The sequence below is a fragment of the Maricaulis sp. genome (assembly GCF_030149235.1).
Classification (GTDB): Bacteria; Pseudomonadota; Alphaproteobacteria; order Caulobacterales; family Maricaulaceae; genus Maricaulis.
Genome location: NZ_JASBRW010000072.1, coordinates 1 through 22,240, shown reverse-complemented (window position 1 = coordinate 22,240; position 22,240 = coordinate 1). Strand labels below are relative to the sequence as shown.

Annotated in this window: 22 protein-coding genes; 8 read left to right on the top strand and 14 right to left on the bottom strand. The window is 63.0% G+C overall.

Annotated features, from left to right (window positions below):
• Positions 1-164 precede the first annotated feature (164 nt).
• The gene (locus Q1V51_RS10665) at positions 165-572 is read left to right on the top strand and encodes a TM2 domain-containing protein (protein ID WP_300556155.1); all 408 of its coding nucleotides are present in this window, start codon (positions 165-167) and stop codon (positions 570-572) included.
• Between the two features lie 83 nt (positions 573-655).
• The gene (locus Q1V51_RS10660; protein WP_300556153.1) at positions 656-1,375 is read left to right on the top strand and encodes a hypothetical protein; all 720 of its coding nucleotides are present in this window, start codon (positions 656-658) and stop codon (positions 1,373-1,375) included.
• Between the two features lie 42 nt (positions 1,376-1,417).
• Here Q1V51_RS10660 and uvrB read toward each other — a convergent pair whose 3' ends face one another.
• On the bottom strand, positions 1,418-3,577 hold the full coding sequence (gene uvrB, locus Q1V51_RS10655) for an excinuclease ABC subunit UvrB (RefSeq protein ID WP_366522739.1): 2,160 nt from the start codon (positions 3,575-3,577) through the stop codon (positions 1,418-1,420).
• A gap of 170 nt (positions 3,578-3,747) precedes the next feature.
• Here uvrB and Q1V51_RS10650 point away from each other — a divergent pair, with 170 nt between their 5' ends.
• Positions 3,748-4,185 carry a response regulator transcription factor gene (locus Q1V51_RS10650; RefSeq protein ID WP_300556149.1) on the top strand — a complete coding sequence of 146 codons (438 nt, stop codon included), beginning with the start codon at positions 3,748-3,750 and terminating at the stop codon, positions 4,183-4,185.
• A 59-nt stretch (positions 4,186-4,244) separates the two neighbouring features.
• A complete protein-coding gene (locus Q1V51_RS10645) occupies positions 4,245-4,700 on the top strand; it encodes a response regulator (RefSeq protein WP_300556147.1) in 456 nt (151 codons plus the stop codon).
• Positions 4,701-4,721: 21 nt separating this feature from the next.
• Here Q1V51_RS10645 and Q1V51_RS10640 read toward each other — a convergent pair whose 3' ends face one another.
• Positions 4,722-5,114 (bottom strand): DUF3775 domain-containing protein, encoded by a 393-nt coding sequence (locus Q1V51_RS10640; RefSeq protein ID WP_300556145.1) that lies wholly within the window; start codon positions 5,112-5,114, stop codon positions 4,722-4,724.
• Between the two features lie 176 nt (positions 5,115-5,290).
• On the opposite strand from Q1V51_RS10640, the gene Q1V51_RS10635 reads away from it, so the two are divergent.
• Positions 5,291-5,800, top strand: coding sequence for a response regulator (locus Q1V51_RS10635; protein WP_300556143.1), 510 nt, complete (start codon positions 5,291-5,293; stop codon positions 5,798-5,800).
• A gap of 378 nt (positions 5,801-6,178) precedes the next feature.
• On the opposite strand, the gene Q1V51_RS10630 is transcribed toward Q1V51_RS10635, so the two are convergent.
• The 8 genes from Q1V51_RS10630 to Q1V51_RS10595 form a co-directional block, all read right to left on the bottom strand.
• The gene (locus tag Q1V51_RS10630) at positions 6,179-7,198 is read right to left on the bottom strand and encodes a beta-eliminating lyase-related protein (protein WP_300556141.1); all 1,020 of its coding nucleotides are present in this window, start codon (positions 7,196-7,198) and stop codon (positions 6,179-6,181) included.
• 32 nt (positions 7,199-7,230) lie between these two features.
• Complete coding sequence (locus Q1V51_RS10625; protein WP_300556140.1) at positions 7,231-7,995, bottom strand: hypothetical protein; 765 nt, start codon at positions 7,993-7,995, stop codon at positions 7,231-7,233.
• A gap of 37 nt (positions 7,996-8,032) precedes the next feature.
• Positions 8,033-8,644 carry a class GN sortase gene (locus Q1V51_RS10620; protein ID WP_300556138.1) on the bottom strand — a complete coding sequence of 204 codons (612 nt, stop codon included), beginning with the start codon at positions 8,642-8,644 and terminating at the stop codon, positions 8,033-8,035.
• A 35-nt stretch (positions 8,645-8,679) separates the two neighbouring features.
• Positions 8,680-10,908 (bottom strand): marine proteobacterial sortase target protein, encoded by a 2,229-nt coding sequence (locus Q1V51_RS10615; RefSeq protein ID WP_300556137.1) that lies wholly within the window; start codon positions 10,906-10,908, stop codon positions 8,680-8,682.
• Positions 10,909-11,111: 203 nt separating this feature from the next.
• Positions 11,112-11,681 (bottom strand): carboxymuconolactone decarboxylase family protein, encoded by a 570-nt coding sequence (locus Q1V51_RS10610; protein ID WP_300556135.1) that lies wholly within the window; start codon positions 11,679-11,681, stop codon positions 11,112-11,114.
• A gap of 107 nt (positions 11,682-11,788) precedes the next feature.
• Positions 11,789-13,702 (bottom strand): serine hydrolase domain-containing protein, encoded by a 1,914-nt coding sequence (locus tag Q1V51_RS10605; RefSeq protein ID WP_300556133.1) that lies wholly within the window; start codon positions 13,700-13,702, stop codon positions 11,789-11,791.
• A gap of 29 nt (positions 13,703-13,731) precedes the next feature.
• Positions 13,732-14,304 carry a hypothetical protein gene (locus Q1V51_RS10600; RefSeq protein WP_300556131.1) on the bottom strand — a complete coding sequence of 191 codons (573 nt, stop codon included), beginning with the start codon at positions 14,302-14,304 and terminating at the stop codon, positions 13,732-13,734.
• On the bottom strand, positions 14,301-14,636 hold the full coding sequence (locus tag Q1V51_RS10595) for a PadR family transcriptional regulator (RefSeq protein WP_300556129.1): 336 nt from the start codon (positions 14,634-14,636) through the stop codon (positions 14,301-14,303). Before Q1V51_RS10595 ends, Q1V51_RS10600 begins: the two co-directional genes overlap by 4 nt.
• Positions 14,637-14,784: 148 nt before the next feature.
• On the opposite strand from Q1V51_RS10595, the gene Q1V51_RS10590 reads away from it, so the two are divergent.
• From Q1V51_RS10590 to Q1V51_RS10580, 3 genes are all read left to right on the top strand, one after another.
• The gene (locus Q1V51_RS10590; protein ID WP_300556127.1) at positions 14,785-15,990 is read left to right on the top strand and encodes a pyridoxal phosphate-dependent aminotransferase; all 1,206 of its coding nucleotides are present in this window, start codon (positions 14,785-14,787) and stop codon (positions 15,988-15,990) included.
• A 115-nt stretch (positions 15,991-16,105) separates the two neighbouring features.
• Positions 16,106-16,573, top strand: coding sequence for a DNA starvation/stationary phase protection protein (locus tag Q1V51_RS10585; protein WP_300556125.1), 468 nt, complete (start codon positions 16,106-16,108; stop codon positions 16,571-16,573).
• 394 nt (positions 16,574-16,967) lie between these two features.
• Positions 16,968-18,365, top strand: a complete 1,398-nt coding sequence (locus tag Q1V51_RS10580) for a methyl-accepting chemotaxis protein (protein WP_300556123.1) — start codon at positions 16,968-16,970, stop codon at positions 18,363-18,365.
• Here the strand turns inward: Q1V51_RS10580 and Q1V51_RS10575 are convergent.
• The 4 genes from Q1V51_RS10575 to trxB form a co-directional block, all read right to left on the bottom strand.
• Positions 18,362-19,255, bottom strand: coding sequence for a LysR family transcriptional regulator (locus Q1V51_RS10575; RefSeq protein ID WP_300556121.1), 894 nt, complete (start codon positions 19,253-19,255; stop codon positions 18,362-18,364). The genes Q1V51_RS10580 and Q1V51_RS10575 overlap by 4 nt on opposite strands.
• Positions 19,256-19,372: 117 nt before the next feature.
• On the bottom strand, positions 19,373-20,365 hold the full coding sequence (locus Q1V51_RS10570) for an aldo/keto reductase (RefSeq protein ID WP_300556119.1): 993 nt from the start codon (positions 20,363-20,365) through the stop codon (positions 19,373-19,375).
• A 300-nt stretch (positions 20,366-20,665) separates the two neighbouring features.
• On the bottom strand, positions 20,666-21,199 hold the full coding sequence (locus Q1V51_RS10565) for a TetR/AcrR family transcriptional regulator (protein WP_300556117.1): 534 nt from the start codon (positions 21,197-21,199) through the stop codon (positions 20,666-20,668).
• A 77-nt stretch (positions 21,200-21,276) separates the two neighbouring features.
• Positions 21,277-22,221, bottom strand: coding sequence for a thioredoxin-disulfide reductase (gene trxB / locus Q1V51_RS10560; protein ID WP_300556115.1), 945 nt, complete (start codon positions 22,219-22,221; stop codon positions 21,277-21,279).
• Positions 22,222-22,240 lie beyond the last annotated feature (19 nt).

The window sequence follows — 22,240 nt, the reverse complement described above, 5'->3', positions numbered from 1 at the left end:
CCTAGCACGGATGGGCGCGCGGGCAGAGCGCGAACTGGCGGGCTTACGGAAATGTCATGGGGAGGCGCCGCAGGCGCCTCCAACACGGGAGCCTCAGTGCCATCTTCCCGCTAGCCGCCCGAGCCCATTCGCGCTTAACTGGCGTTCAATGAAGGGGACACACCATGAATCTAAAATCCTACACGCTCGAACTGGCCAACATCATCGCCTCCGTGCCGGAGGATAATCGCGGCGCCTTCCTGACCGCTTTTCAGGCCTCGGAGAAGAACCCGGTTGTGCTCTACGGGTTCAATATCTGGCTCGGTTTTCTCGGTATTGACCGCTTCCTCGTCGGCGACATCCTCGCCGGCGTGCTCAAGCTCATCACCTTTGGCGGTTTCGGCATCTGGGTCATTGTCGACTACTTCCTGATCGGCAGCCGCGCCCGGCAGAAGAACATTGAACTGGCCCGCGAAATGGCGCGCAGCTTTGACCGTCGCAGTGTGGCGGCGCCGGCACCGACGCGGCCGCCGGAGCAGGCCGATGAGTGGGGTGCAGGGATTGACGGCGGTGATGCCGATGGCGGCGATTAAGCTGCAAGCCTGATACGCGAAACCGCTACCTCGCCCCGGCGTGATCGTGCTAAACTCTCCCCGAGCAACCCTTGGGGGAGGGGATGGAAGAGAGTTCGGTCCTGGGGACCTTGGCAACGGCCTGGCAGGCGATCGCGGACAGCGCGCTCTACCAGGCCCTGATCTCGGAACAAGCGCGGCGGATCTATGTCTTCGCCCTGGCCTTCGCCATCAGCCTGTTCTCGGTCTACACCGCGCGCAAACCCTTCATCCGCCTGCACCGCTCGACCTCGATCGACACGCTGCGCCGGGTCCTGACCTATCGCGGCTCCAAGCCCTCCACCCCGCGCGGCATCGCCCGGCGGCGCCAGCGCATCCGTGACGATGCCCGGGCCTATTCCATGACCTCGCTGGGTCGGATCGGCCTGATCTTCGCCCTCGGCGTCATCGTACCGCTGATCACCGTGCTCACCATTACCTGGATCGCGCCCTTCCTCTTTCCCGGCCACGCCGTCCTCATCGACGCCCATACCCGCCAGGCCATCGACACCCCGGCCGTCGGCGACCTCGCCGTCTTCACCGTCGACATGATCCTCAAGGGCGCCCTCAATGATGTCGCCGAGGTCTATGAGCTGAATTTCGGCGCCGTCCGCCACGCCTCGGACAATATCCTCTTCGGCCTCTACGTGCTGATGTTCCGCCTCGTCGCCGACTTTTTCGTCATTGGCCTCGTCCTCTATGCCGGCCGCACGCTGTGGAACTGGCGCAGCGTCACGGCGGATTTCGACAAGAGCGCCGTCGTGGTCGAGGGGTTGGAGGAGTAGGGGGCGAGCTGGCTGGGTGCCAGCCAAAGCTGTAAGGGGGCACTACCCCGCCGTCAGCTTCTGGATCTCATCCCGCAGCCGCGCCGCTTCCTCGAACTCCAGATCCGCCGCCGCTTCGCGCATCTGCTTCTCCAGATCCGCCACCACAGCCGCCAGATTCTCCCCGACCAGCGGCGTCTGACCCGTATCAGAAACCCCGGACGGCTTGCCGCTGGCGCGTTTGCCGCGGCCCTTGGCGGCGACATTCCGGCCCTTCGCCTGGCTCTCCATCACCTCTTCCAGGATATCGCTGATCCCGCGGGTGATGGTTTTCGGGGTGATGCCGTGTTCTTCGTTATAGGCGATCTGTTTTTCCCGGCGGCGCGTGGTCTCGTCCATGGCGCGCTGCATCGAGCCGGTCACCCTGTCGGCGTAGAGGATGACCTTGCTGTCGGCATTTCTTGCGGCGCGGCCGATGGTCTGGACGAGGGAGGTTTCCGATCTGAGGAAGCCTTCCTTGTCGGCGTCGAGAATGGCGACAAGGCCGCATTCAGGGATGTCGAGGCCCTCGCGTAACAGGTTGATGCCGATGAGGACGTCATAACTGCCCAGGCGCAGGTCGCGGATCAGTTCGATGCGCTCCACCGTGTCGACATCGGAGTGCATGTAGCGGACTTTGAGGCCCTGCTCATGCATGTATTCGGTCAGGTCCTCGGCCATGCGCTTGGTCAGGGTGGTGATCAGGGTGCGATAGCCCTTTGCCGTTGTCTTGCGCACCTCGTCGATGACATCATCGACCTGGCTGGCACCGTCCTTGGCCACGGGGCGGACCTCGACCGGCGGGTCGATCAGGCCGGTCGGGCGGATTACCTGTTCGACGAAAACGCCGCCGGTCTGGTTGAGCTCCCAGGGCCCCGGCGTGGCCGAGACTTCCACCGTTTGCGGCCGCATCGCCTCCCATTCCTCGAATTTGAGCGGCCGGTTATCCAGGCAGGAGGGAAGTCGGAAGCCGTGATCGGCGAGGGTTTTCTTGCGGTTATAGTCGCCGCGATACATCGCCCCGAGCTGCGGGATGGAGACATGGCTCTCATCGGCGAAGACAAGGGCGTTTTCCGGGATGTATTCGAACAAGGTGGGCGGCGGCTCGCCCGGCTTGCGGCCGGTGAGGTAGCGCGAATAATTCTCAATGCCGGCGCAGGAGCCGGTCGCCTCGAGCATTTCAATGTCGAACTCGGTGCGCTGCTGCAGGCGCTGGGCTTCCAGCAGCTTGCCCTCCTTTTCCATCCAGGCGAGGCGTTCCTTGAGCTCGGACTTGATCTGGACAATGGCCTGGTTGAGCGTGGGGCGCGGTGTCACATAGTGGGAATTGGCGTAGAAACGGACCGATTTCAGCTCGTTATGGGTTTTGCCGGTGAGCGGGTCGAACTCGGCAATGGTCTCGACCTCGTCGCCGAAGAAATTGATGCGCCAGGCGCGGTCGTCATAGTGGGCCGGGAAAACCTCGAGATTATCGCCGCGCAGGCGGAAAGTGCCGCGGATGAAGGCCTGGTCGTTTCGTGTGTATTGCAGGTCGACGAGCTGGCGCATGACGGCGCGCGGATCGATCAGGTCGCCGGGCTTCACATCGAAGGTCATCGCCGTATAGGTCTCGACCGAGCCGATGCCGTAAATGCACGAGACCGAGGCAACGATGATCACATCATCCCGCTCGAGGATGGAGCGCGTGGCGGCATGGCGCATCCGGTCGATGGCCTCGTTGATCGAGCTTTCCTTCTCGATATAGGTATCCGTCCGCGGCACATAGGCCTCGGGCATGTAGTAATCATAATACGATACGAAATACTCCACTGCATTGTTTGGAAAAAAACTTTTGAACTCACCATAGAGCTGGGCGGCGAGGGTTTTATTCGGTGCCAGGATCAGGGCCGGTCGCTGCACCGCCTCGATTACCTTGGCCATGGTGAAGGTCTTGCCGGTGCCAGTCGCGCCGAGAAGAACCTGGTCGCGCTCGCCGGTGTTGAGCCCGTCGACAATCTCCTGGATGGCGGCGGGCTGATCGCCCATGGGTTCGAACTCGGAGACGCACTGGAAGGTCAGCCCGCCCTCCGCCTTGTCGGGCCGGTCCGGGCGGTGCGGCGTCCACGCGGTGGGGGTCTGCGTCACCTGGTCGAGTGCGAAGTCTTCCGGGGCAGTCAGGGTGTCGTCGACGGTCAGCTTGGCCATGGGCTGGATATACGCACGCGCGCGGGCGACGGCTAGGGGCGTGCTGACAGCGTGGTGTCGGCAGGGCGCACCCGCGGGCAGGCGCTGCGTCAGCTCATAATGCATGAGCGCCTGGATACCCGGCATTAAGTGTCAGGATTAACCCTGTGCGGTGTGACGAGGAGATTTCCATGCCCCCTGCAGCCCTGAGTGATGCCGGCGTTTTGTTGATCGATGATAGCCAAGCCGTGCGCTCGGTTCTGTCGACCCTGTTGCGCGGGCTGGGGGTGCAACGCGTGTATCAGTGCGGCGAGGCGGAAGAGGCGATGGTGTTGGCACATACCTGCCGGCCCGACATCGTCCTGGTCGATTATGATCTGGGCGGGCAGAGCGGGCTCGATGTGATCCGCAGCCTGCGCGATCCGCAGGCGAGCCCGGATCCGGACCTGCCGGTCCTGTTACTCGGCCCGCTTGAGTTGCCCTTCCTGTTCGAGGGCGCACGGGAGGCGGGGGCGAGCGCTATTCTGCCCAAACCGCTCAACGCCAATACGCTTGGGAAAAGCCTGATGGCTGTGCTCGCCGCGCGTCGCGAACGTCCGCAAATCCTCAACGCCTCGGGGTTGCATTAAGGTAATATTCAATACGTTGTGCGACAAAAACAGCATCGAAATTGAATTTGGCGAGTGTGATGTCTCAGCCCTGTCTGCAAAACCTGCGTGTTCTGATCGTTGAAGATGTCAACGCGATCCGTTCGCTGGTGCGCCGGATCGTCACCGGCCTCGGTGCCAGCGAGGTGCATGATGCTCCGGATGTGGCCACGGCCTGGGCAGCGCTGGATACGGCGCCGTTTGACGTCATGCTGCTGGACTATGAGCTCGCGGGGGAGGTTGGCCTGTCCATTCTCGAGGAATTGCGGGCGCGGACCGATCATCCCAACAGCGATGTGGCCGTAGTTGTGCTCACCGGGCATGCCGAGGCGCATGTCGTCAAGGAAGCGGTGCAAAAGGGCGCAGATGCCTATCTGGTCAAGCCCGTCGCGCCCGATGTGCTGGGCAACCGCATCCTCCAGGTACTGGAATCCCGAGCAGACCAAGGGCCTAGCGCTCCGGAATCCGAAGTCGTCTGGCGTCGCAGCACCCGCTAGAGGCCTGGCAGCAGACCGGTTTCAGGCGTCATCATAGACGTCGGCCTCGATGACCGCATCCAGACCCAGTTCAATGTAATCGCCCATCAAGGGAGCGCCGAGCAGGTAGTTTGCGGTCGGGGTCGAGCGACGGCTGCGCGCCTGTTCCACGGCGCGCGGAAACTCGCGGCCTTCATAATCGCCGCGCCCGATCCAGTAGAGTGCTACCAGTTCGGCCTGGGCTTCCTCGTCTAGCCCGCCAATCCAGGCTTCAAGCTCGTCGCGGCCGGCATCATTAGTGCCGGTCTGCAGGCTTTCAACCGCATCGGTTTCACCGGTATCGGGATCGCGCTCGAAATCTTCGATTTGCTCCTTGCCGTCATAACCGCGGGCCCGCAGGATGAGGTCGCGGACGGCCTTTTCAGCGATGTTCATGCCGGTCTCCTTTCTCGGTCGGAGGATGAACCCTACCCATGGTTCGCAGATTAGCACATTTCGCGCTTTGGCGGCGTGGCACGGCGCCGCAGCGCCGGGCGGCCCGGTCAAGACTTGGTTAAGACCGCTGGGCGATTATGACAGAAGACCTGATTCCCGCGGCCGCAAGAGCGCTCATGTCCGGTAGTTTTGAACGCATCCGTGTCCTGATTGTTGAGGACAATGCCCATATGTCGACGATCCTGCGTACGATCCTTCAGGGTTTCGGCGTGCGGACGATTGTCGAGGTGCGTGATGCAGCGGACGCGTTTGAGACCATGCGTGACGTCAATCCGGATTTTGCCCTGGTCGACTACATGCTCGGCGATCTGAACGGGCTCGAGTTTACTCGCCTGGTGCGCACCGCCTCGGATAGTGCGAACAAGTATCTGCCGATCATCATGGTGACCGGCCATACGGATAAATCCAAAGTCCTTGAGGCGATCAATGCCGGGGTCAATGAATACCTCGCCAAGCCGGTGCGTCCGGTTGATCTCTTCCATCGCATCTCGGCCCTGATCGAACGCCCGCGCCGTTTCGTGAAGGCCTCGACCTATTTCGGCCCGGACCGCCGTCGCCGTCAGGACCCGCGCTATAGCGGCCCTTGGCGCCGTTCGACGGATGAGGAAAAGGCCGAGGCGAGCTAGCCGGTCTGCAGGGCCCTGTAGGGCTCGACACGATCACAGCTTCGCGCGCATCGACCGCCTTCCGTTTGCGGATAATGGAGGCGAAATCGGCGTTATTGATCAAGAGCACCGGCCCGTTCTGGACAAGCTCATCACGCCGGATGAGCGCGCTGTCGCAGGCCAGCGGAATGCCGCATCCGGACCGGCAGGCAATGGCATCGGCTTCGCGCAACAGGTGGTGAAGCGCGCCCGCCGCTTCATCATCATTGATCTGAACCCGGCCATAGGCGTCGAAGCCTATCCGGTCGAGCTTGAAGAGAATTCCGGTCCCGTGCGCCACTGACACCTCCATCCGATGTAGGGGGTGTACACGATTTGTTTCACCACCTCAAGCTGTGTTTAGCGCGCAGATTGGATCAGCGCCTCGACTTCGGACTGTTCGGTGCACCAACAGGCAACAAAGCGCGCGGAACCGTCCGGCCATTGGTAGAAGCCGGCCCCGGCGTCCCGCATACGTGCCGCGATGTCCTCGGGCAGGCGAGCGAAGACTTCATTGCCATCGACGGAGTGCAGCACCTCGACCCCGTCGATGGTGCCGATACCGTCGGCGAGAAGTCGGGCGCGCTGATTGGCCCGGCGGGCCAGGTCCAGCCAAAGGTCATCCTTGAGCCAAGCATCGAACTGGGCGGCGATATAGCGCATTTTCGGCGCCATATGTCCGCCGCGCTTCTGGCGCGCCTGAAGTTCCTCGAACCGGTCCATCGCCTTGGGGAAAAGGATGACGGCCTCTGCCCCCATGGCGGCATTCTTGGTGGCCCCGAAGCACAGGACATCAACGCCGGACCTCCAGGTCAGCTGTGCCGGCGTGCAGCCCAGCGTGACAAGGGCATTGGCGAAGCGGGCGCCATCCATATGGACGAAGGCTGGCCGGTCCTGGACGCGGGCGGCGCGTTCGGCGACTTCAGCCGGTGTATAGGCGGTGCCGCTTTCGGTAAGATTGGAGAGGGAGAGCACCCGTACCGGATTGGAATGCACGAAGCCTTCGGGAATCTCACCCACGGCGCGATCGAGCTCTGCCAGTTCAATCTTGGCGTGGGCGCCGCGCAACGGGATGAGCTTGGCCCCGCCGGTATAGAATTCCGGCGCGCCGCGTTCATCGCGGTGAATATGGGCTTCGTCATGGCACAGGATGGCGCCGTGCGGCGGGCAAAGAACCGAGAGCGCCAGCGCATTGGAGGCCGTGCCGGATACAGCAAAGAGCACTTTCAGATCAGTTTCGAAGATCTCTTTCAGCCGGGCTTCCACACGAGCGGAAATGTCATCGGCACCATAGCTCATCGCATAGCCTTCATTGGCGCGGGCGAGGGCATCGATCAGGGTCGGGTGAGCCGGGGCGGTGGTGTCGGAGAGGAAGTTCATGAGCGGATAAGAGCGGTTATCCGCTTGCTCCGTCAATCGCCAAAAGCGGGATCTGGGACCAGCGGTGGCAAGCTGTCGCGCATGCTGTCGGCGGCACTGGTCGCCTGGGAGTGCTGATTGGTTGTCGTCCCAAGCCCGGCCAGGTCGCGTGCGGGGATCGGACGGTCGGCGAACAGTGCCCGGATTTCCTCTGCCGTAAGGCCGATGCCGTAGGCCGCCCGGACACGGGCCAATTGCTCGGCCGTGCCGTGATCGGAATAGGCCCAGCCTCCTTCCGGCGGGCCGTCCGGACAGGCAGCGGCCTCGCGGGTCGCGGCAGAGCTGGACTGGCAGAAGACCTCGCGCAGGAACATCGGGGTAGAGCCACGCCCGGCAGGCAATGACAAGGCGTCGCCCTCGAAAGCCAGGAAGCCGCCACCACCGCCGCGGCTCTGCTCGATCTCGTCCTCGTCTTCGTCCTCCGGGATCGTTTCTCCTCGGGCCTGAGATTCCGCGGGCGCGACCTGTTCCGGGGCTTGCGGGGGACGCTCTGGTGCGTTGTCAGCCGTTTCCGGCTCGGCCTCCTGCTCGACTGGAATGTCCTGTACGGGGCGGACCTCGGCGGGCGGCTCCTCCGTCTCGACGGGCCGTTCTACGAGAATGACCTCGACAACATCCGGCTCGACAGGGTCGAGCATGTGGCGTGGTGCCAGCAGGATCAGGGCAAGGAGAAGGGCATTGGCCATGACGGCCAGCGCGCCGGCGAAGACGCGGCGCGGCCAGGGCTCATCGAGGGGCGCGAACAACACTTCGCCCACACTTCTCTCCTCACAGGCCCCCGCCTGGCGAGAAGGGTTAACCCGTGCCGGAGTTCAGCGCCAGCTCAAATCCGGCGTCTGGATGATCTGTCATGATCTTCTCGGCCCAGACGACATAGCGCAGTGGACCGGGTGTCAGTGAACCGAACGGCCAGCATGTCACCAGCGCCAGTCGCGCCGGGCCGCCCGCCGGCTGGATGCCGGAGCGCTCGGCGTGAACGATCTGGGTGTGGGTGACGCGAAAGGCGATGCGCTCACCATCTGCTCGCTCGACAATCACCTCGTCGCCGGGCTCGACATCCCGCAGAAAGGCAAAATGAGTGTCCCGGTGGGCAGCAATGATCGACGTGCCGGCATCACCGGGAGCCGGAGAGACAGCGAGATGAGCCGGGCCAAAGGCCAGGGCTTCGCCCCCGCCCTCGGCGAGCACGATGGCGCGCTCGCCGAGGGAAGGGACAGAGAGGCGCGCCACGGGCCAGGTATCGGCCCAGGGCCATGGTGTTGGCGCGGTCTCTCCATCCTGAGCACGGGTCCAGGCCTTGGCCAGAAGGACCTGTGCAATCTCGGCCTTGGCGGTCAGATAAGCGCCCTGGCCGAAGACGAACCCGCCCGCGAGGAGGAGGCAGATGGCTGCGAGCGTGGCCGCCATCCTCCCCGCCTTGGGGTGCGCCCGTTTCTGTGCGCTCACCACAGCCGGCGCTCCCGGTTGGCGATCAGCCAGAACAGGGCGATCAGCATCATCAGCGCGCCGAGCCACATCATCATTTCACGCGGTGTGGCGGTGGCCGGCAGCGGCACACCATTCTCGTCGACCGCCTGGGCGTTGGGGTCGCGGCCCGGGCGCAGCTGGTCGATCAAAGCGGTGTCGAGTGCGGCGTGCTGGACCGGATCGATACGATCATCAGAGACCGCCTCCAGGTCCCAGCCATCCGGTGCCATCACTGGGATGTCACGCTGTACCAGCGGGTCGGCGACCGGGCGGGCTGGCGTGACATCGACAGCGACCAGGCTGGTCAGGCGGGAAACGAGTGAGAATTCCAGCGCCGTGCGCAACACGCCCGCATCGATCGTATCCTGGTACGCGCCCTGGAAACGGGTTTCCTCGATGGAGCGGATGCGATTGCGACCGAACAGGGTGGCGATGCCAGAGGCGGGCCGGGTGTTCGCGAGCGAGAGCTGTTCACGCCAGGTCTCGCCCGCCAACTCACCCTCCACCAACATCACACCCTCGGTGGACTGCAGGCGCGCGGTCATGACGACCGGCTCGCCGTAATAGAGGTCCGGAAGCGGTGCAGGCCAGATCTCGGCCAGCGCATCGCGGGGAAACAGCGCGTCGAGCTCGGTCATGACCGGGCGCTCGAGCGCGGTAAAGAGCTTTTCCATTACCTCGGCCACATCGCTGATCTGACCGATATGGGTGAAGGTGCCCCGGCCAGCACGGGCTGCGCGGCTCATGAAATAAGTGTTCGGAGCCGAACCGATCCCGACCGGGAAGAGGCGCGAACGGCCTAGACCGACATCAATAGCCTCGAAAAGTTGCTGTTCATTGCCAATGGCACCATCGGTCAGGAAGACAACCTGGCGCACGCGGCCGGTCTCATCCGGGCGGCTGTCATTGAGCGCAGCGACCAGCGCTGGCAGCATTTCCGTGCCGCCTTCCGCGTCCAGGCGCCGGACAAAGCCGATGGCGGTGGCAAGATTGACCGCACTGGCGTCGACAGCATCGGGGAAGACCTGCTCCATCGTGTTATCAAAGCGGATGACATTGAAGCGATCGGTCGGTTCGAGGCGCTCGAGGGCGAAGATCAGCGCTTCACGGGCCTGGCGCATGGATTCGCCGGCCATGGAGCCGGAATTGTCGATCACGAAAATCGTCTCGCGCGGGCGGCGCGGCGTGTCCGCTCCGAGCTGGGCTGGCGGCAGGATCTGCGCCAGGAGATAGGTTTCATCGCCGACGGTCTCGGTAAAGAGCGCTGCACTCGGCGCCGTTTCATTGGCCGGACGCCAGGTCAGGACGAAGTCGCGATCGGCCGGGATCGGGCCGTCGGCAAGACGGACCGTGGCCTGGCCGGGCGCGGTGTGTTCGACATAGGTGGCGTGGAAGCGGCTGGCCACCGGGCCGAGTTCAAAGCCGGCGTCGAGATTGGCGCGGATGGTGACCGGCAGGCGCAGGCCTTCGCCCGGCTCGCTGTCCGGATGCATGATGGGCGGGGTGATGCGGTGCGCGTCGGGCACGCTGGAGCGTGAAATCGAGCCTGTAGACGCCAGCTGGTAGCCGACATCCTGTGGGATGTAGCGCGGGGTTATCGCCAGCGGCGCGCGGACTTCGAACGTGCCGTCGCGCAGGCGGGCGACATCCTGATACTCGATCTGCACGATAATGGTCTCCCCCGGGCCAATATTGGCCACAGAGGTGGTGAACATGTTGGGGCGTTCCTGTTCCAAGAGGCTGGCGCGCTGACCGGCGGCACGGGCACGTTCATAGATCTGGCGGGCCTGCTGGCGCTCGTGGATCTCACCTTCAATGAAGCGCTCACCGATCTGCATGCGCAAGCGATCGACGCCGGCATCTTCAGGCATCGGGAAGACGTATGTGCCCTCTACCCAGGCTTCGGAGGGGTTTTCGAAACGCTGGGTGATGGTGGCGCGAACGACAGGACCGGAGATGTCGAGGGCGATATCGGTCGCGACCAGCGGCGCGGGCACATAGACACCGGCCTCGACGGTCTTGAGGAGGAGGGCGCCCTCATTGACCTCGCTGAGGCGGACCATGCCTTCCGGTGTGGCCGGATCGAGCGTGTCGGCTTGGGCTTCAGACCACAAGAAGATCGTGGCGGCAAAAGCGGCTATGGCGATCATCAGGCCGAGCCAGGCCTGGCTCCCGGCGGCGTTGCGTGTGCGCGATGAAGTCATCGACTTCCTCCCCATAAATCGAACCGCCGTGATCGTGTTTTTCGCGAGCGGTTCGCTTCCCTGTCCATGGACAAGCTGCGCCCGGATCGGGGAGGGCAAAGGGCCGGTTTGCGGCGATTGCGGGGAGAATTGCGGCGAAATTGGGCGCAATAAAAATGGGCGCTTCCCCGAGGAAGCGCCCTTAATCGATTGATTGCGAAAGCTTATTCCGCGGCAACAGCCTCGCCCTTGGTCCAGGCGAAGGGCTTGAAGGCCTCATCAACCGGGGTGTCGGCGAAATGATTGATGTAGTTTGACATCACCTTGTGCGAGACGCCGAGGATCACGTCGAGGATGTTGCGTCGGGTATAGCCGGCGGCGAGGAAGGCGTCGGTATCGGCATCGGAGACGACACCGCGCTGACGCACCGTCTTCAGGGTGAACTGCCGCAGGGCTTCCAGCTTGGCGTCCGGGAGCGGGCGTTCGTCGCGCAGGGCGTCGATGATGTCCTGCGGAACCTTTTGCATCTGGGCGATCGCCGTATGGGCCGGGACGCAGTAATGGCAATTATGCTCGGCATTGATCGCGAGCCAGACGATGTTCTGCTCGGTCTTGCTGAGTGAGGTCCGGGAGAACAGGGCGCTGAGCGTCTGGTAGGCCTCCAGGTGCTCCGGCGATTCCGCCATCAAGGCATGAAGATTGGGAATGAAGCCGGCATTGGCCTGGGATTTCTCCAGCAGCGGCTTGGCGGCGTCGGGTGCGGTTTCAACCGAATGCATCGTGAATTCGGTCATCACGTTATGTCCTCGCTTGCGGCGCCGGAAGCGGCGTCGGACAGGAGGTCGCGATGCAGGGACGGTCATGCAAGACCGCCCCTGATCAAGTGTTTGTGAGGCCGGGCTCAGAACTTCCAGCCAAGCAGGTTCCAGTAGTTCAGGACCGCCAGATAGCCGGTGGAAAACAGGATCACTGCGGAATAGCGCAGCCGTGCGAGCACGCTGCCATCACCGCGGCTCCACAGGCGGAAGGCCAGGACCGCCCCCGTCAGGGTCAAAACCGCTCCGATCACCGGGAAGGCGAGCAGCGTCGTCAGGGCCGGAGGCCAGCCGAAAACAATTTCGGTACCGGCGCTGGACAGCACCACCGCCAGTCCACCAACGAAGATCAGCTGGGTCGCGCCGAGGGCGAAGACATTCAGTCGCGCCAGTTTTTGCATACCGTTCATGGCGAACACCCGCCGCCAGTGCACCAGCGTACCGGCTACCAGATTGAGAAAGATCAGCAAGGCCGGGCCGAGGATCAGCAATTGCGTGTTCAGCGTCTCCATCGGCGAAACGCGATAGGCCGCGAAGATCGGGGCATTCCACGGCACATAGTGCGTTACGGCACCGGTTTCGTCGCGCATGAAGGCGATGCGGGCTTCACTGTCATAGCTGCGGAACACATCGTCGCCGAGCGCGACATAGCGCCTTGTACCGGCCTCGGAGCTGACAAGGAGCGCCCCATCTTCGCTGGCCGATATGGTGAGCCCACCGCCAGCCGCCGTGATCTTCTCCAGTGTCGTATAGGAATGGCGATTGAAGCGGTAGATGCCGGCATATTCGCTCAGGTCCGTGCCGACCTCCGGGGTCAAAAGCTCGACGGCCTCGCCCGGGTAGAAGGTGTCCATGAAGGCTTCGAAGACATCGCCGCGCAATGCCGCACCTTCGGCGCCATTGGTGGAGATGTAGACGCCGAGATCATGATCCGGGACCAGCACGAGGTTGGAATGGAACCAGAGCGTGTCGCCGCCGTGGGAGATCACGCGCTGACCGTTATATTCCTGCTCGAAGAAGCCGTGCGCCATGCCCGGCAGGCCCGGGTGCATGGTGTAGAGCTGGCTGTGCATCAGCGCGGCCGTTTCCGCCGACAGGATGCGCTCGCCGTCGAGCTCGCCGCCATTGAGGTGGGCCAGCATGAAGCGCGCCATATCCGTGCCGGAGGCAGACAGGGCGCCGGCCGGACCGAAGTTGGCGATGTATTCGAAGCCTTGGTCCAGGGTTTCGCCGTTCTCGCGCATCATGCCCTCGGACATGTCGGCGGCGATGTCACCCGGCAGGGGTTCGCGGAAGCTCGACTGGGTCATGGCCAGCGGTTCAAGGATATTCTGGTCTATATAGGTCTCGAAATCTGTGCCGGAGATATTGGCGATGATGACGCCGGCCAGGCTGGTCGCCCAGTTGGAATAGCTGGCCGCATAGCCCGCTGGACGCACCCGCGCGGGCTGGTGTTCCAGCATGACCTCGCCAAGCGGGCGCAGGTCCTCGGCCTCGTCCGCGAACAGGAAGCCGACAGCCCCGTCTTCAAAGCCACCGGTATGGGCGAGGATATGGGCCATGGTCACCGGGCCGCCAAAGGCTTCAGGGATCTCGATACCGGTGCCGTCGAGATAGGTGTTGACGTCCGCATTCAGGTCCAGCTGTCCGCGTTCGACCAGCTGCATGACGGCGGTCCAGGTCAGTAATTTGGAGACCGAGCCAGGACGGAACAGGGTGGTGGCCGGGTCGACCGGGCGGGTCTGGGCAGCATCGGCATGACCATACCCCCTGGCGAAGACCAGCTCGCCATTCTGCACGACGGTCACGACCAAGCCGGGGATATCATTCTCGGCCAGGTTGGTGGCCACAGCACTGTCGAAGAAGAGCGCGATGTCGGCAGGGTCGAGGCCGCTTTGGTGGGCTTCAAGCAGAGGGCTGGGAGGCGCGTCGTCCTGGGCCTGGGCAGCGCACAGGGGCAGGGCGAGGGCGGCGCAGGCCGCGATCAGATGGCGTATCATTGGTTCTCCCTCAAGACGGATGGGCGTGGTCAGGTCTGACGGCTGGGTTTCTTGCGCATCATGCGCAGGGCGAGGCGGGCAATAGCGCCACCGGCAAGGTAAAAACCCATCGCCATGGCAGCAGCGACGGGGATGTAGAAGCCGCCGAGATGTTCGGTGTAGGCGTGGGGGGCGCCGGCGATCGTGCCGAGAAAGAATCCGCCTTCCTCCGATGTGAACAGGCCGGTGGAGGATGGATCGAAAATCTCGAAACCGATCGTCACCAGAACCGAGAGCGCGGTGAGATAGAAGATTCCGGTGAAAAACAGACCGATCGCGGCGACGAGGCGATGCGCGGACAAGAGGATCAGGGTCGCCACCGTGTGCTTCGGGCCGGAGCGGATATAGGCGTCCTCGATACGCAGCGCGTCACGGAACTGGCGGGCATAATCCGCCGCGCTGCCCATCTCGTTGAGCGTGCTCTCAAGCGTGCCGGCATCTGCAGCGGCGAGCAGGTGAGAGCGGATCTCGGAGACGATATCGCCCGGATGCTCGACGCCGAGACGGGTCAGGTTCTGCTCCAGGGCGTCGCAAAAGTTTTCAATGCGCGGATCGGTGCTCATGCCTGCGCCTCCAGGATTGCGTTCATGTCTTGGTCGAACAAGGCGCGCGCTGCGCGCATGGCGGCGAGCCAGGCCTTGCCGTCCTCGGTGACCTCATAGGACTTCTCCGGCCGCCCCACGGTCTCGCTGGACCAGCGGCCAGCGATCTTGCCCTCGCGTTCGAGCCGGTTGAGCAGGGGGTAGAGGGCGCCGCCGGACAGGCCGATATGCGGGTGGGGCTCGACCCGCTTGACCAGGGCGATACCCGAGCTTGGCGTCTGATCGAGCATGGCGAGAACGGCCAGCTCCGCTGCGCCTTTTCTCAATTGGGATTTCCAGCTGTCGATATTCATGATCATGTCTTGTAATGCATGATATATTGCAATGCAAGTTATATTCTGGACTGGCAGGCCGCGACAATCAGCCGTGCGGGCTGTGATTGCTCCAGTGTGCCCGCGGGACTAGGCTCGCCATGTCTCAAGCCTGATTCAGGAAATGCCCATGACTTTTTCGGCCTCTGCCGCGCTCTCGCGCGTGAAACCCTCTGCCACGCTGGCGGTCACCCAGAAGGCCAAGGAGCTGCGCGCCAAGGGTATTGATGTGATCGGTCTGGGAGCGGGAGAACCCGACTTCGATACACCGGACCATATCAAGCAGGCCGCAGTCGAAGCCATCGCGCGGGGCGAGACGAAATACACGGCTGTCGACGGGATTGGCGAACTCAAGGACGCGATCGTCAAGAAGTTCCGCCGCGATAACGATCTCGAATATACCGCCGCGCAGGTGCATATCGCGCCGGGCGGCAAGCCGGTCATTTTCAACGCCCTGACGGCCAGCCTGGATGCCGGAGATGAAGTCATCATCCCGGCGCCGTACTGGGTGACCTATCCGGAAGTCGTGCGCCTGCTCGGCGGTGAGCCGGTGATCGTGAAGGCCGGGATCGAGAATAATTTCAAGATCACGCCGGAACAGCTGGAAGCCGCGATTACGCCGAAGACGAAATGGTTCATTCTCAACTCCCCGTCCAACCCGACCGGGATGGGCTATAGCGCGGATGACCTCAAGGCCCTGGCCGAGGTGCTGCTGAAACACCCGCATGTCTGGGTCATGTCCGACGATATGTACGAGCACATCGTCTATGACGGGTTTGAATTCGCCACCATTGCCCAGGTCGAGCCGCGCCTTTACGAGCGCACCCTGACCATGAATGGTGTGTCCAAGGCCTATTCCATGACCGGTTGGCGCATTGGTTATGCGGCCGGGCCCGAGCCGCTGATTGCCGGCATGCGCAAGGTGATCTCCCAGACCACCTCTAATGCCTGCTCGATCAGCCAGTGGGCTGCCGTCGCGGCACTGAATGGCGAACATGAGTTTCTCAAGCCGCGCAATGAGGTCTTCCGCCGCCGCCGCGATTTCATGCTCGAGGGCCTCAACGCGGCCAAAGGGCTTGCCGCTCCCAAGCCGGAAGGGGCGTTCTACGTCTTTGCGGATTGTGCCGGCGCGATGGGCAAGACGACGCCGAGCGGAACGGTGATCAATAGTGATACCGATTTCTGCGCCGCGCTGCTGGAGGCCGAGGCTGTTGCCGTGGTGCCCGGTATTGCGTTCGGCATGGAGCCCGGCTTCCGCGTCTCCTACGCCACGGATGATGACAGTCTTCGCGAGGCTGCGACCCGTATCCAGCGCTTCTGCGCCAGTCTGCGTTGATATCGGTAAAATCAATTGCTCCGAGAAATAAGACTTGTTTGGTTTATAGCATACCTGTCGCTATAATCCCCTACAGAAACTCCGGTTGCCCCGGAAACATGCAGAGGAGACAGCGATGAGCTTCAATATGGGCCTTACCGAAAACCAGCGGACCGATATGGCGGCTGCCGTGACCGCGGTTCTCGCCGACACCTATGCGCTTTATTTCAAGACGCACGCCTATCACTGGAATGTCACCGGACCGCGTTTCCATGACCTGCATACGCTGTTCGAGACCCAGTATACAGAGCTGTGGACGGCGACCGACGAGATTGCCGAGCGTATCCGGGCTCTGGGCGTCAAGGCGCCGGCCTCCTATGACGCCATGGCGGCGTCTGCGACCCTGTCGCCGGCGGCCGACAAGAGCGAGGCCAATGACATGGTGGCCGATCTTCTGGTCGGTCACGAACAGGTGGTCGGCACGATCCGCAAGGCACTGGACCTGGCCGGTGAGAATGGCGATGAGGCGACCGCAGATGTCCTGACCCCGCGCCTGACCATTCACGAGAAAACCGCCTGGATGCTGCGCTCGACCCTGGGCTAGTTCAGGGGGGGACTGACCGGCACGAGACCGCCAAAGAAAAAGCCCCGGCCTTCGAGCCGGGGTTCTTCTTTATGCGTCTGAAAAGAAATTGGCGCCGGATCCTAAAGGGGAGGAGAGGATCCGGCGCCAGATAGGCATACCTGAAGGGGAGGAGACGGGTATGCTTCAAAACTCGAGGTACACAGCGGTGTTCGCCGCCTTCGATGACGCGTATATGACGCAGAACCCGGCCCGGAAGAAGAGACGTGTCCGCAATCCCGTTATGCGAAAATGCAGTGACCAGGTCCAAATACATGCGTGAAGCGGGCTTGGAGCGTTTGGTTTCGCCACAAAATTATTACCCTTAATTAACCGAGTGCAGGGCAGGTCTCTCAAGAGACTAAGGAATTCGCCTATGCTGAATGCACTCCTCCGCCGCAATGCTTTTGAAGACGACGAAACAGACCTGCCTGTGACCGCAGCGGATCATGATCCGGAGTGGGTGCAGTCGCTGGCCAGCACGCTGGATCGATTGGCGGATGGGGAGCTCACCGGGCTTCCAGATGTGCCGGAAGACCTGGCCGGCCCGCTGGCCCGTCTGATTGGCATGATAGCCGGCCGCGACGAGCTGTCCCTGCACCGGTCTGTAGGCTTTTCCATGCATGCCAGTTCGGCCATGGCCGCAACGGCCCGGGTGACCGGGGATATCCGGGGTGTCGCCAGTCAGAGCCAGACCATGGCGGCCGCCATCGAGCAGCTCGATGCTTCGATCCAGCAGATCTCCAGCTTTGCCGGTACGTCTGCTGGCAATCTCACCGAATGTGTGACGGCGACCAATACCGGCCTCGATGAAGTGGCCCAGTCCTCCCATCAAATGGGCGAGATCGATACGGCCTATCAGAGCATAATGGGCCGGGTTGAACGCCTGGAGGCGGCCTCCGCTCAGATCACCCAGATTGTCGACACCATCGCCGAAATTGCCGGCCAGACCAATCTTCTCGCCCTCAACGCCACCATCGAGGCGGCGCGTGCGGGTGAAGCCGGGCGGGGTTTCTCGGTCGTTGCGGAAGAGGTCAAGGCCCTGTCGGGCCAGACCGAGAAGGCCACGGGTGATATCCGTGACCGGATCGACAACCTGCAAGGCGAAGTCAGCGGTATTATCGGCGCCGTGCGGGGATCGATGACCTCGATCGAAAGCGGCATCCAGGCGACCGAGCGCGCCACGGCGAGCGTCAAGACCGGCGTCGGCCTGGTTGAGGAAAGCGCCCATCTCGTCTCCGAGATTGCCCGTCTCATGAATGAGCAGTCCCAGGCCACCGGCGAGCTGGCCCGCGGTGTGACCGAGGTCACCAAGTCAGCGACCAAGGCGCGCGGCCGGATCGAGGCGGTGATAGAAGCCGTCGCGGAAAGCGAATCACTGGTCGATGAGGCCTTCTCCGAATTCGATGCCCGCGAAATCCACGATTATGTGCTTTACCGCGCCAAGTCCGACCACTTGCTGTGTAAGAAGAAACTGTCGGAAATGCTCGTCGGGCGCAATGCGTTCGAAAAGGACCAGGTCTCGAACCATCAGGGCTGCCGTCTCGGCAATTGGTATTACAGCGTCAGTGATGAGAGCCTGCAGTCAGACGAGAATTTCAAGGCACTGGAACAACCGCATGCCGAATTCCACCGTCTCGCGGCGCAGGCCATCGAGTGCTGCAATGCCGGCGACAAGGATGGCGCAGAAAACGCCGTCGACGCGATGGAATTGCAGTCTGAAACGGTCGTCCGCCTGCTCGAGACCCTGATCGCCAGCCGCGCCCGCAGCTAGCTTTCCCAGCGCCGCGCCTGTTCGATCAGGAAATCGCGGAAGGCGATGATGCGGCGCGATCCGCGCAGCTCGCTCGGATAGACGAAGAAGACCTCGAAATCAGGCCCCTGTAGGTCCGGCAGGACCCGGACCAGGTTGGGGTTTTCGCGCGCCACATAGTCGGGCAGGGCGGCAATGCCCATGCCGGCCTGCACCGTCTTGGTGACCCCGTAAATCGTGTTGACCTCGATCACCGCCGGGCGAGGCTCGGCGCCGTCCGGTCGGCCTATCCGCGCGGCCCAGTCCAGCCCCGGGATCGGCGCCAGTTGCGGCGGGCCGTAATAGATGATGGCGTGATTATCCAGATCTTCCGCGCTCCTCGGCCCGCCGCGCCGGGCGATATAGTCCTGGCTGGCATAGAGGTGCTGGCGCACGCCGAGCAATTTGCGTTGCACCAGATCATTCTGGGTCGAGGGCCAGGGGCGGATCCCGACCTCGGCCTCCAGACCGGCCAGGTCGAGCTCGTGATCATCCAGCATCAGGCGAATACGGATCGCCGGGTATTGCGCCTGGAATTCCGGCAGGCGTGCGGCCAGCCACATCGAGCCGAGTGCAGTGGGGGCGGTGACCTTGAGCTCGCCGGACGGTTCATCACGCGCGTCCTGCACCTTGGCTTCGGCCAGTGCGACCTTGGCCGCGATCTCGTGCGCGGCCTCATTGAGCAGATTGCCCGGCTCGGTCGGGATCAGGCCGCGGGCATGGCGATGAAACAGGGTTATGCCAAGATCATCTTCAAGCGCCGCAATCTGGCGGCTGACCGCCGATTGGGACAGGCCCAGACGCTCTGCCGCCTTGGTCAGTGAGCCGGCCTGCGCGGCGGCGTGAAAGGTTTTCAGCTTGTCCCAATCCATTGCCGCGCTCCTGCCGCTGAGTCGTTGAAGCGCAGTCTAGTCAAAAGCGCCCGGCGCGCGAGGGGTAAGGCGCGGCGGCGCCCGTAAAAGCGCCGCCGTATCACAACTGTGGGGAAGTCAGGCGTTGATCGAGGCCATCTGCGCTTCGGCATAGCGCAGTCCCTGGACCTTGTCGGCCAGCGGCTCGAGGCGCGCCATGTCCTCGGTACTCAGGGTGACATCGGCCGCGCCGAGATTGATGGCGAGATTGGCCGCCTTGGTCGTCCCCGGAATGCTCAGGATGTTTTCACCGCGCCCCAGCACCCAGGCGAGCGCCACCTGGGCGGCATTGACCTTGTGGGCCTCGGCGATGGCGGTGATCTCCTCGACCAGGGCGAGATTTGCTTCAAACGCCCCCTCGGCCCAGCGTGGCAAGTAGTCTCCGGAGCGGAAGTCCATCTCGCCCGGCTTGTTTTCGCGCGAATAACGGCCGGTGAGCATGCCGCGGCCGAGTGGGGAATAGGCCACCAGCGAGCCGCCGATCTCCTCCAGCGCCTTGAGCGGGCCATCCTCGATATCGCGGCTGAAGATGGAGTATTCCGACTGCAGCGCCGCGATCGGGTGCTCGGCATTGGCGCGGCGCAGGGTATCCGCCGAGGCTTCAGACAGTCCGATCGCGCGGACCTTGCCTTCCTCGACCAGCTTGGCCATGGCGCCGACCGTCTCCTCGATCGGCCGGCTCTGGTCCATGCGGTGCATGTAGTAGAGGTCGATATGGTCGGTGCGCAGGAATTTCAGCGAGTTCTCGACGGCGCGGCGCATATTCGCCTCGGAGCCGTCAATGCCGGTAAAGGCCCCGGTCTCGAAATCGCGGGTCGGGCCCCATTTGGTGGCGATCACCACCTCGTCGCGCTTGCCCTCAAAGGCTTCGCCCAGGAGCCGCTCATTGGCGCCCATGCCGTACATTTCGGCGGTGTCGAAATGATTGACCCCGCCCTCGATGGCGGTGTGCAGGAGCTTGATGGCGTCGGTCTTGTCGGTCGCGGGTCCGTAAAACTCGGACAGGCCCATACAGCCCAGCCCGATGGCGTTTACGAAAATCCCGGAATGTCCAATTTCGCGTGTCAGCATGATGTGTCCCTTCAGATCTGGGTTGCTGCAAAGCGCTGTTGTGAGCGTTCACTCACATATTGTGAGTATTTGCTCACAATACAAGAGGGGCGGTGAAAATTTTTACGCGGTACGGGATGAGGGGGGTATGTGTTGATATCCCACCCCATTTTCCCCCGGAATTATTCCGGGGCCTGGTGGAGACGAAGACGCCGATGACTCCAAGCGCTGACAGCGCCGAGAGTCATCCACGCCGGGATAACGCCAGGCCCCGACATGAAGTCGGGGAAATACGTTGAGTAGATTTGGGGGGTGACCCCGCTACCCCGTCCAGCTCGCCCAGGCCATCTCGATCGCGGCTTCAATCTCTGCCTCGCTCCAGGCCCGGCCCTGAACCCGCTGTTTCAACATCGCCACCAAAGGCGGGAAGAAGAACGCCACCAGCGTTTCTGGCGGGGCTTGGCGTACAAGGCCCGCTTTCTGGCCGTCCTCGATAATACCCCGGATATGTCCGATCATGCGCTCGTGGGCAGCGCCGCCCTCAGCCTTGGACAGGGCGCTTTCGGCAAAGCGCTGGCCGAAGATGAAGGCGGACATGTCGGCGGCATAAACCGTCCACATGTCGCGCCACAGGGCCGCAAGGCGGGCCTTGGGATCGGTGGCATTGCCGGTTTCAGCGCTGACGCGGTCGAAGACATCGGCCTTCAATTGCCGGTAGGCGGCAATCAGCAGCTCGTCCTTGGACTTGAAATGGCGATAGAGCGTGCCCTCGGCAAAACCCGCCCGCTCGGCGATATGCGCCGTTGTGGCCGCAGCGAAGCCGTCGCCGGCGACGATATCCATCGCCGTGCGCATGAGCTTTTCTTTCGTGGTCGCCGGACGGGTGAGCATGTACTCACATATAGCGATGCGAGGCGGGCCGTCCAGTCTGCCTATTCAAGTCCGGCGAGGTAACGCTCGGCATCAAGCGCCGCCATACAGCCCATTCCCGCTGCCGTAACCGCTTGGCGATAGATGTCATCGGTGACATCGCCGGCGGCAAACACGCCCGGAATGGAGGTTTTGGGCGTGCCCGGCTCGGTGACGAGATAGCCGCCATCCTTGGTTTCCAGCTGATCGAGGAAGAGCTCGGTCGCCGGAGCGTGGCCGATGGCGACGAAGAGGCCATAGGTCGGCACTTCGGTGATCTCGCCGGTCTTGACGTTTTTCAGCTTCACCGCGGTGACGCCGAGCGGATCCTCATCGCCCACGACCTCGTCAACCTCGCTGTCCCAGATCACTTCGACCTTGGGATGCTTGAACAGCCGGTCCTGCATTACCTTTTCCGCGCGCAGGCTGTCGCGGCGGTGCACCAGGGTGACCTTGCTGGCGAAATTGGTCAGGAAGAGTGCTTCCTCAACGGCGGTATTGCCGCCGCCGACCACCACGACCTCTTTCTCGCGATAGAAGAAACCGTCACAGGTGGCACAGGCGGACACACCAAAGCCCTGGAATTTCTGCTCCGAGGGCAGGCCGAGCCATTTGGCCTGGGCGCCTGTGGCGATGATGACGCTGTCCGCGGTATAGGTCGTGCCGCTATCGCCCTTGAGCACGAACGGGCGCTGGGACAGGTCGGCGCTCATGATCGTGTCGGAGATCATCTCGGTGCCGACTTTTTCCGCCTGCTCCTTCATCTGGTCCATCAGCCAGGGGCCCTGCACCACGTCCGCGAAGCCGGGATAATTCTCGACATCGGTGGTGATGGTGAGCTGGCCTCCCGGCTGCAGGCCGGCGATCAGGGTGGGCTCGAGCATGGCGCGGGCGGCGTAGATCGCAGCGGTGTAGCCTGCTGCGCCCGAGCCGATGATGATGAGGCGCGAGTGACGCGTGTCCGACATGGGTCTTCCTTAAGTCTTT

Bases quoted from the DNA above. Each gene is read 5' to 3' on its own strand.
- Q1V51_RS10665 (WP_300556155.1), top strand. From the start codon at position 165: ATGAATCTAAAATCCTACACGCTCGAACTGGCCAACATCATCGCCTCC.
- Q1V51_RS10660 (WP_300556153.1), top strand. From the start codon at position 656: ATGGAAGAGAGTTCGGTCCTGGGGACCTTGGCAACGGCCTGGCAGGCG.
- uvrB (WP_366522739.1), bottom strand. From the start codon at position 3,577: ATGGCCAAGCTGACCGTCGACGACACCCTGACTGCCCCGGAAGACTTC.
- Q1V51_RS10650 (WP_300556149.1), top strand. From the start codon at position 3,748: ATGCCCCCTGCAGCCCTGAGTGATGCCGGCGTTTTGTTGATCGATGAT.
- Q1V51_RS10645 (WP_300556147.1), top strand. From the start codon at position 4,245: ATGTCTCAGCCCTGTCTGCAAAACCTGCGTGTTCTGATCGTTGAAGAT.
- Q1V51_RS10640 (WP_300556145.1), bottom strand. From the start codon at position 5,114: ATGAACATCGCTGAAAAGGCCGTCCGCGACCTCATCCTGCGGGCCCGC.
- Q1V51_RS10635 (WP_300556143.1), top strand. From the start codon at position 5,291: ATGTCCGGTAGTTTTGAACGCATCCGTGTCCTGATTGTTGAGGACAAT.
- Q1V51_RS10630 (WP_300556141.1), bottom strand. From the start codon at position 7,198: ATGAACTTCCTCTCCGACACCACCGCCCCGGCTCACCCGACCCTGATC.
- Q1V51_RS10620 (WP_300556138.1), bottom strand. From the start codon at position 8,644: ATGGCGGCCACGCTCGCAGCCATCTGCCTCCTCCTCGCGGGCGGGTTC.
- Q1V51_RS10615 (WP_300556137.1), bottom strand. From the start codon at position 10,908: ATGACTTCATCGCGCACACGCAACGCCGCCGGGAGCCAGGCCTGGCTC.
- Q1V51_RS10610 (WP_300556135.1), bottom strand. From the start codon at position 11,681: ATGACCGAATTCACGATGCATTCGGTTGAAACCGCACCCGACGCCGCC.
- Q1V51_RS10605 (WP_300556133.1), bottom strand. From the start codon at position 13,702: ATGATACGCCATCTGATCGCGGCCTGCGCCGCCCTCGCCCTGCCCCTG.
- Q1V51_RS10600 (WP_300556131.1), bottom strand. From the start codon at position 14,304: ATGAGCACCGATCCGCGCATTGAAAACTTTTGCGACGCCCTGGAGCAG.
- Q1V51_RS10595 (WP_300556129.1), bottom strand. From the start codon at position 14,636: ATGAATATCGACAGCTGGAAATCCCAATTGAGAAAAGGCGCAGCGGAG.
- Q1V51_RS10590 (WP_300556127.1), top strand. From the start codon at position 14,785: ATGACTTTTTCGGCCTCTGCCGCGCTCTCGCGCGTGAAACCCTCTGCC.
- Q1V51_RS10585 (WP_300556125.1), top strand. From the start codon at position 16,106: ATGAGCTTCAATATGGGCCTTACCGAAAACCAGCGGACCGATATGGCG.
- Q1V51_RS10580 (WP_300556123.1), top strand. From the start codon at position 16,968: ATGCTGAATGCACTCCTCCGCCGCAATGCTTTTGAAGACGACGAAACA.
- Q1V51_RS10575 (WP_300556121.1), bottom strand. From the start codon at position 19,255: ATGGATTGGGACAAGCTGAAAACCTTTCACGCCGCCGCGCAGGCCGGC.
- Q1V51_RS10570 (WP_300556119.1), bottom strand. From the start codon at position 20,365: ATGCTGACACGCGAAATTGGACATTCCGGGATTTTCGTAAACGCCATC.
- Q1V51_RS10565 (WP_300556117.1), bottom strand. From the start codon at position 21,199: ATGCGCACGGCGATGGATATCGTCGCCGGCGACGGCTTCGCTGCGGCC.
- trxB (WP_300556115.1), bottom strand. From the start codon at position 22,221: ATGTCGGACACGCGTCACTCGCGCCTCATCATCATCGGCTCGGGCGCA.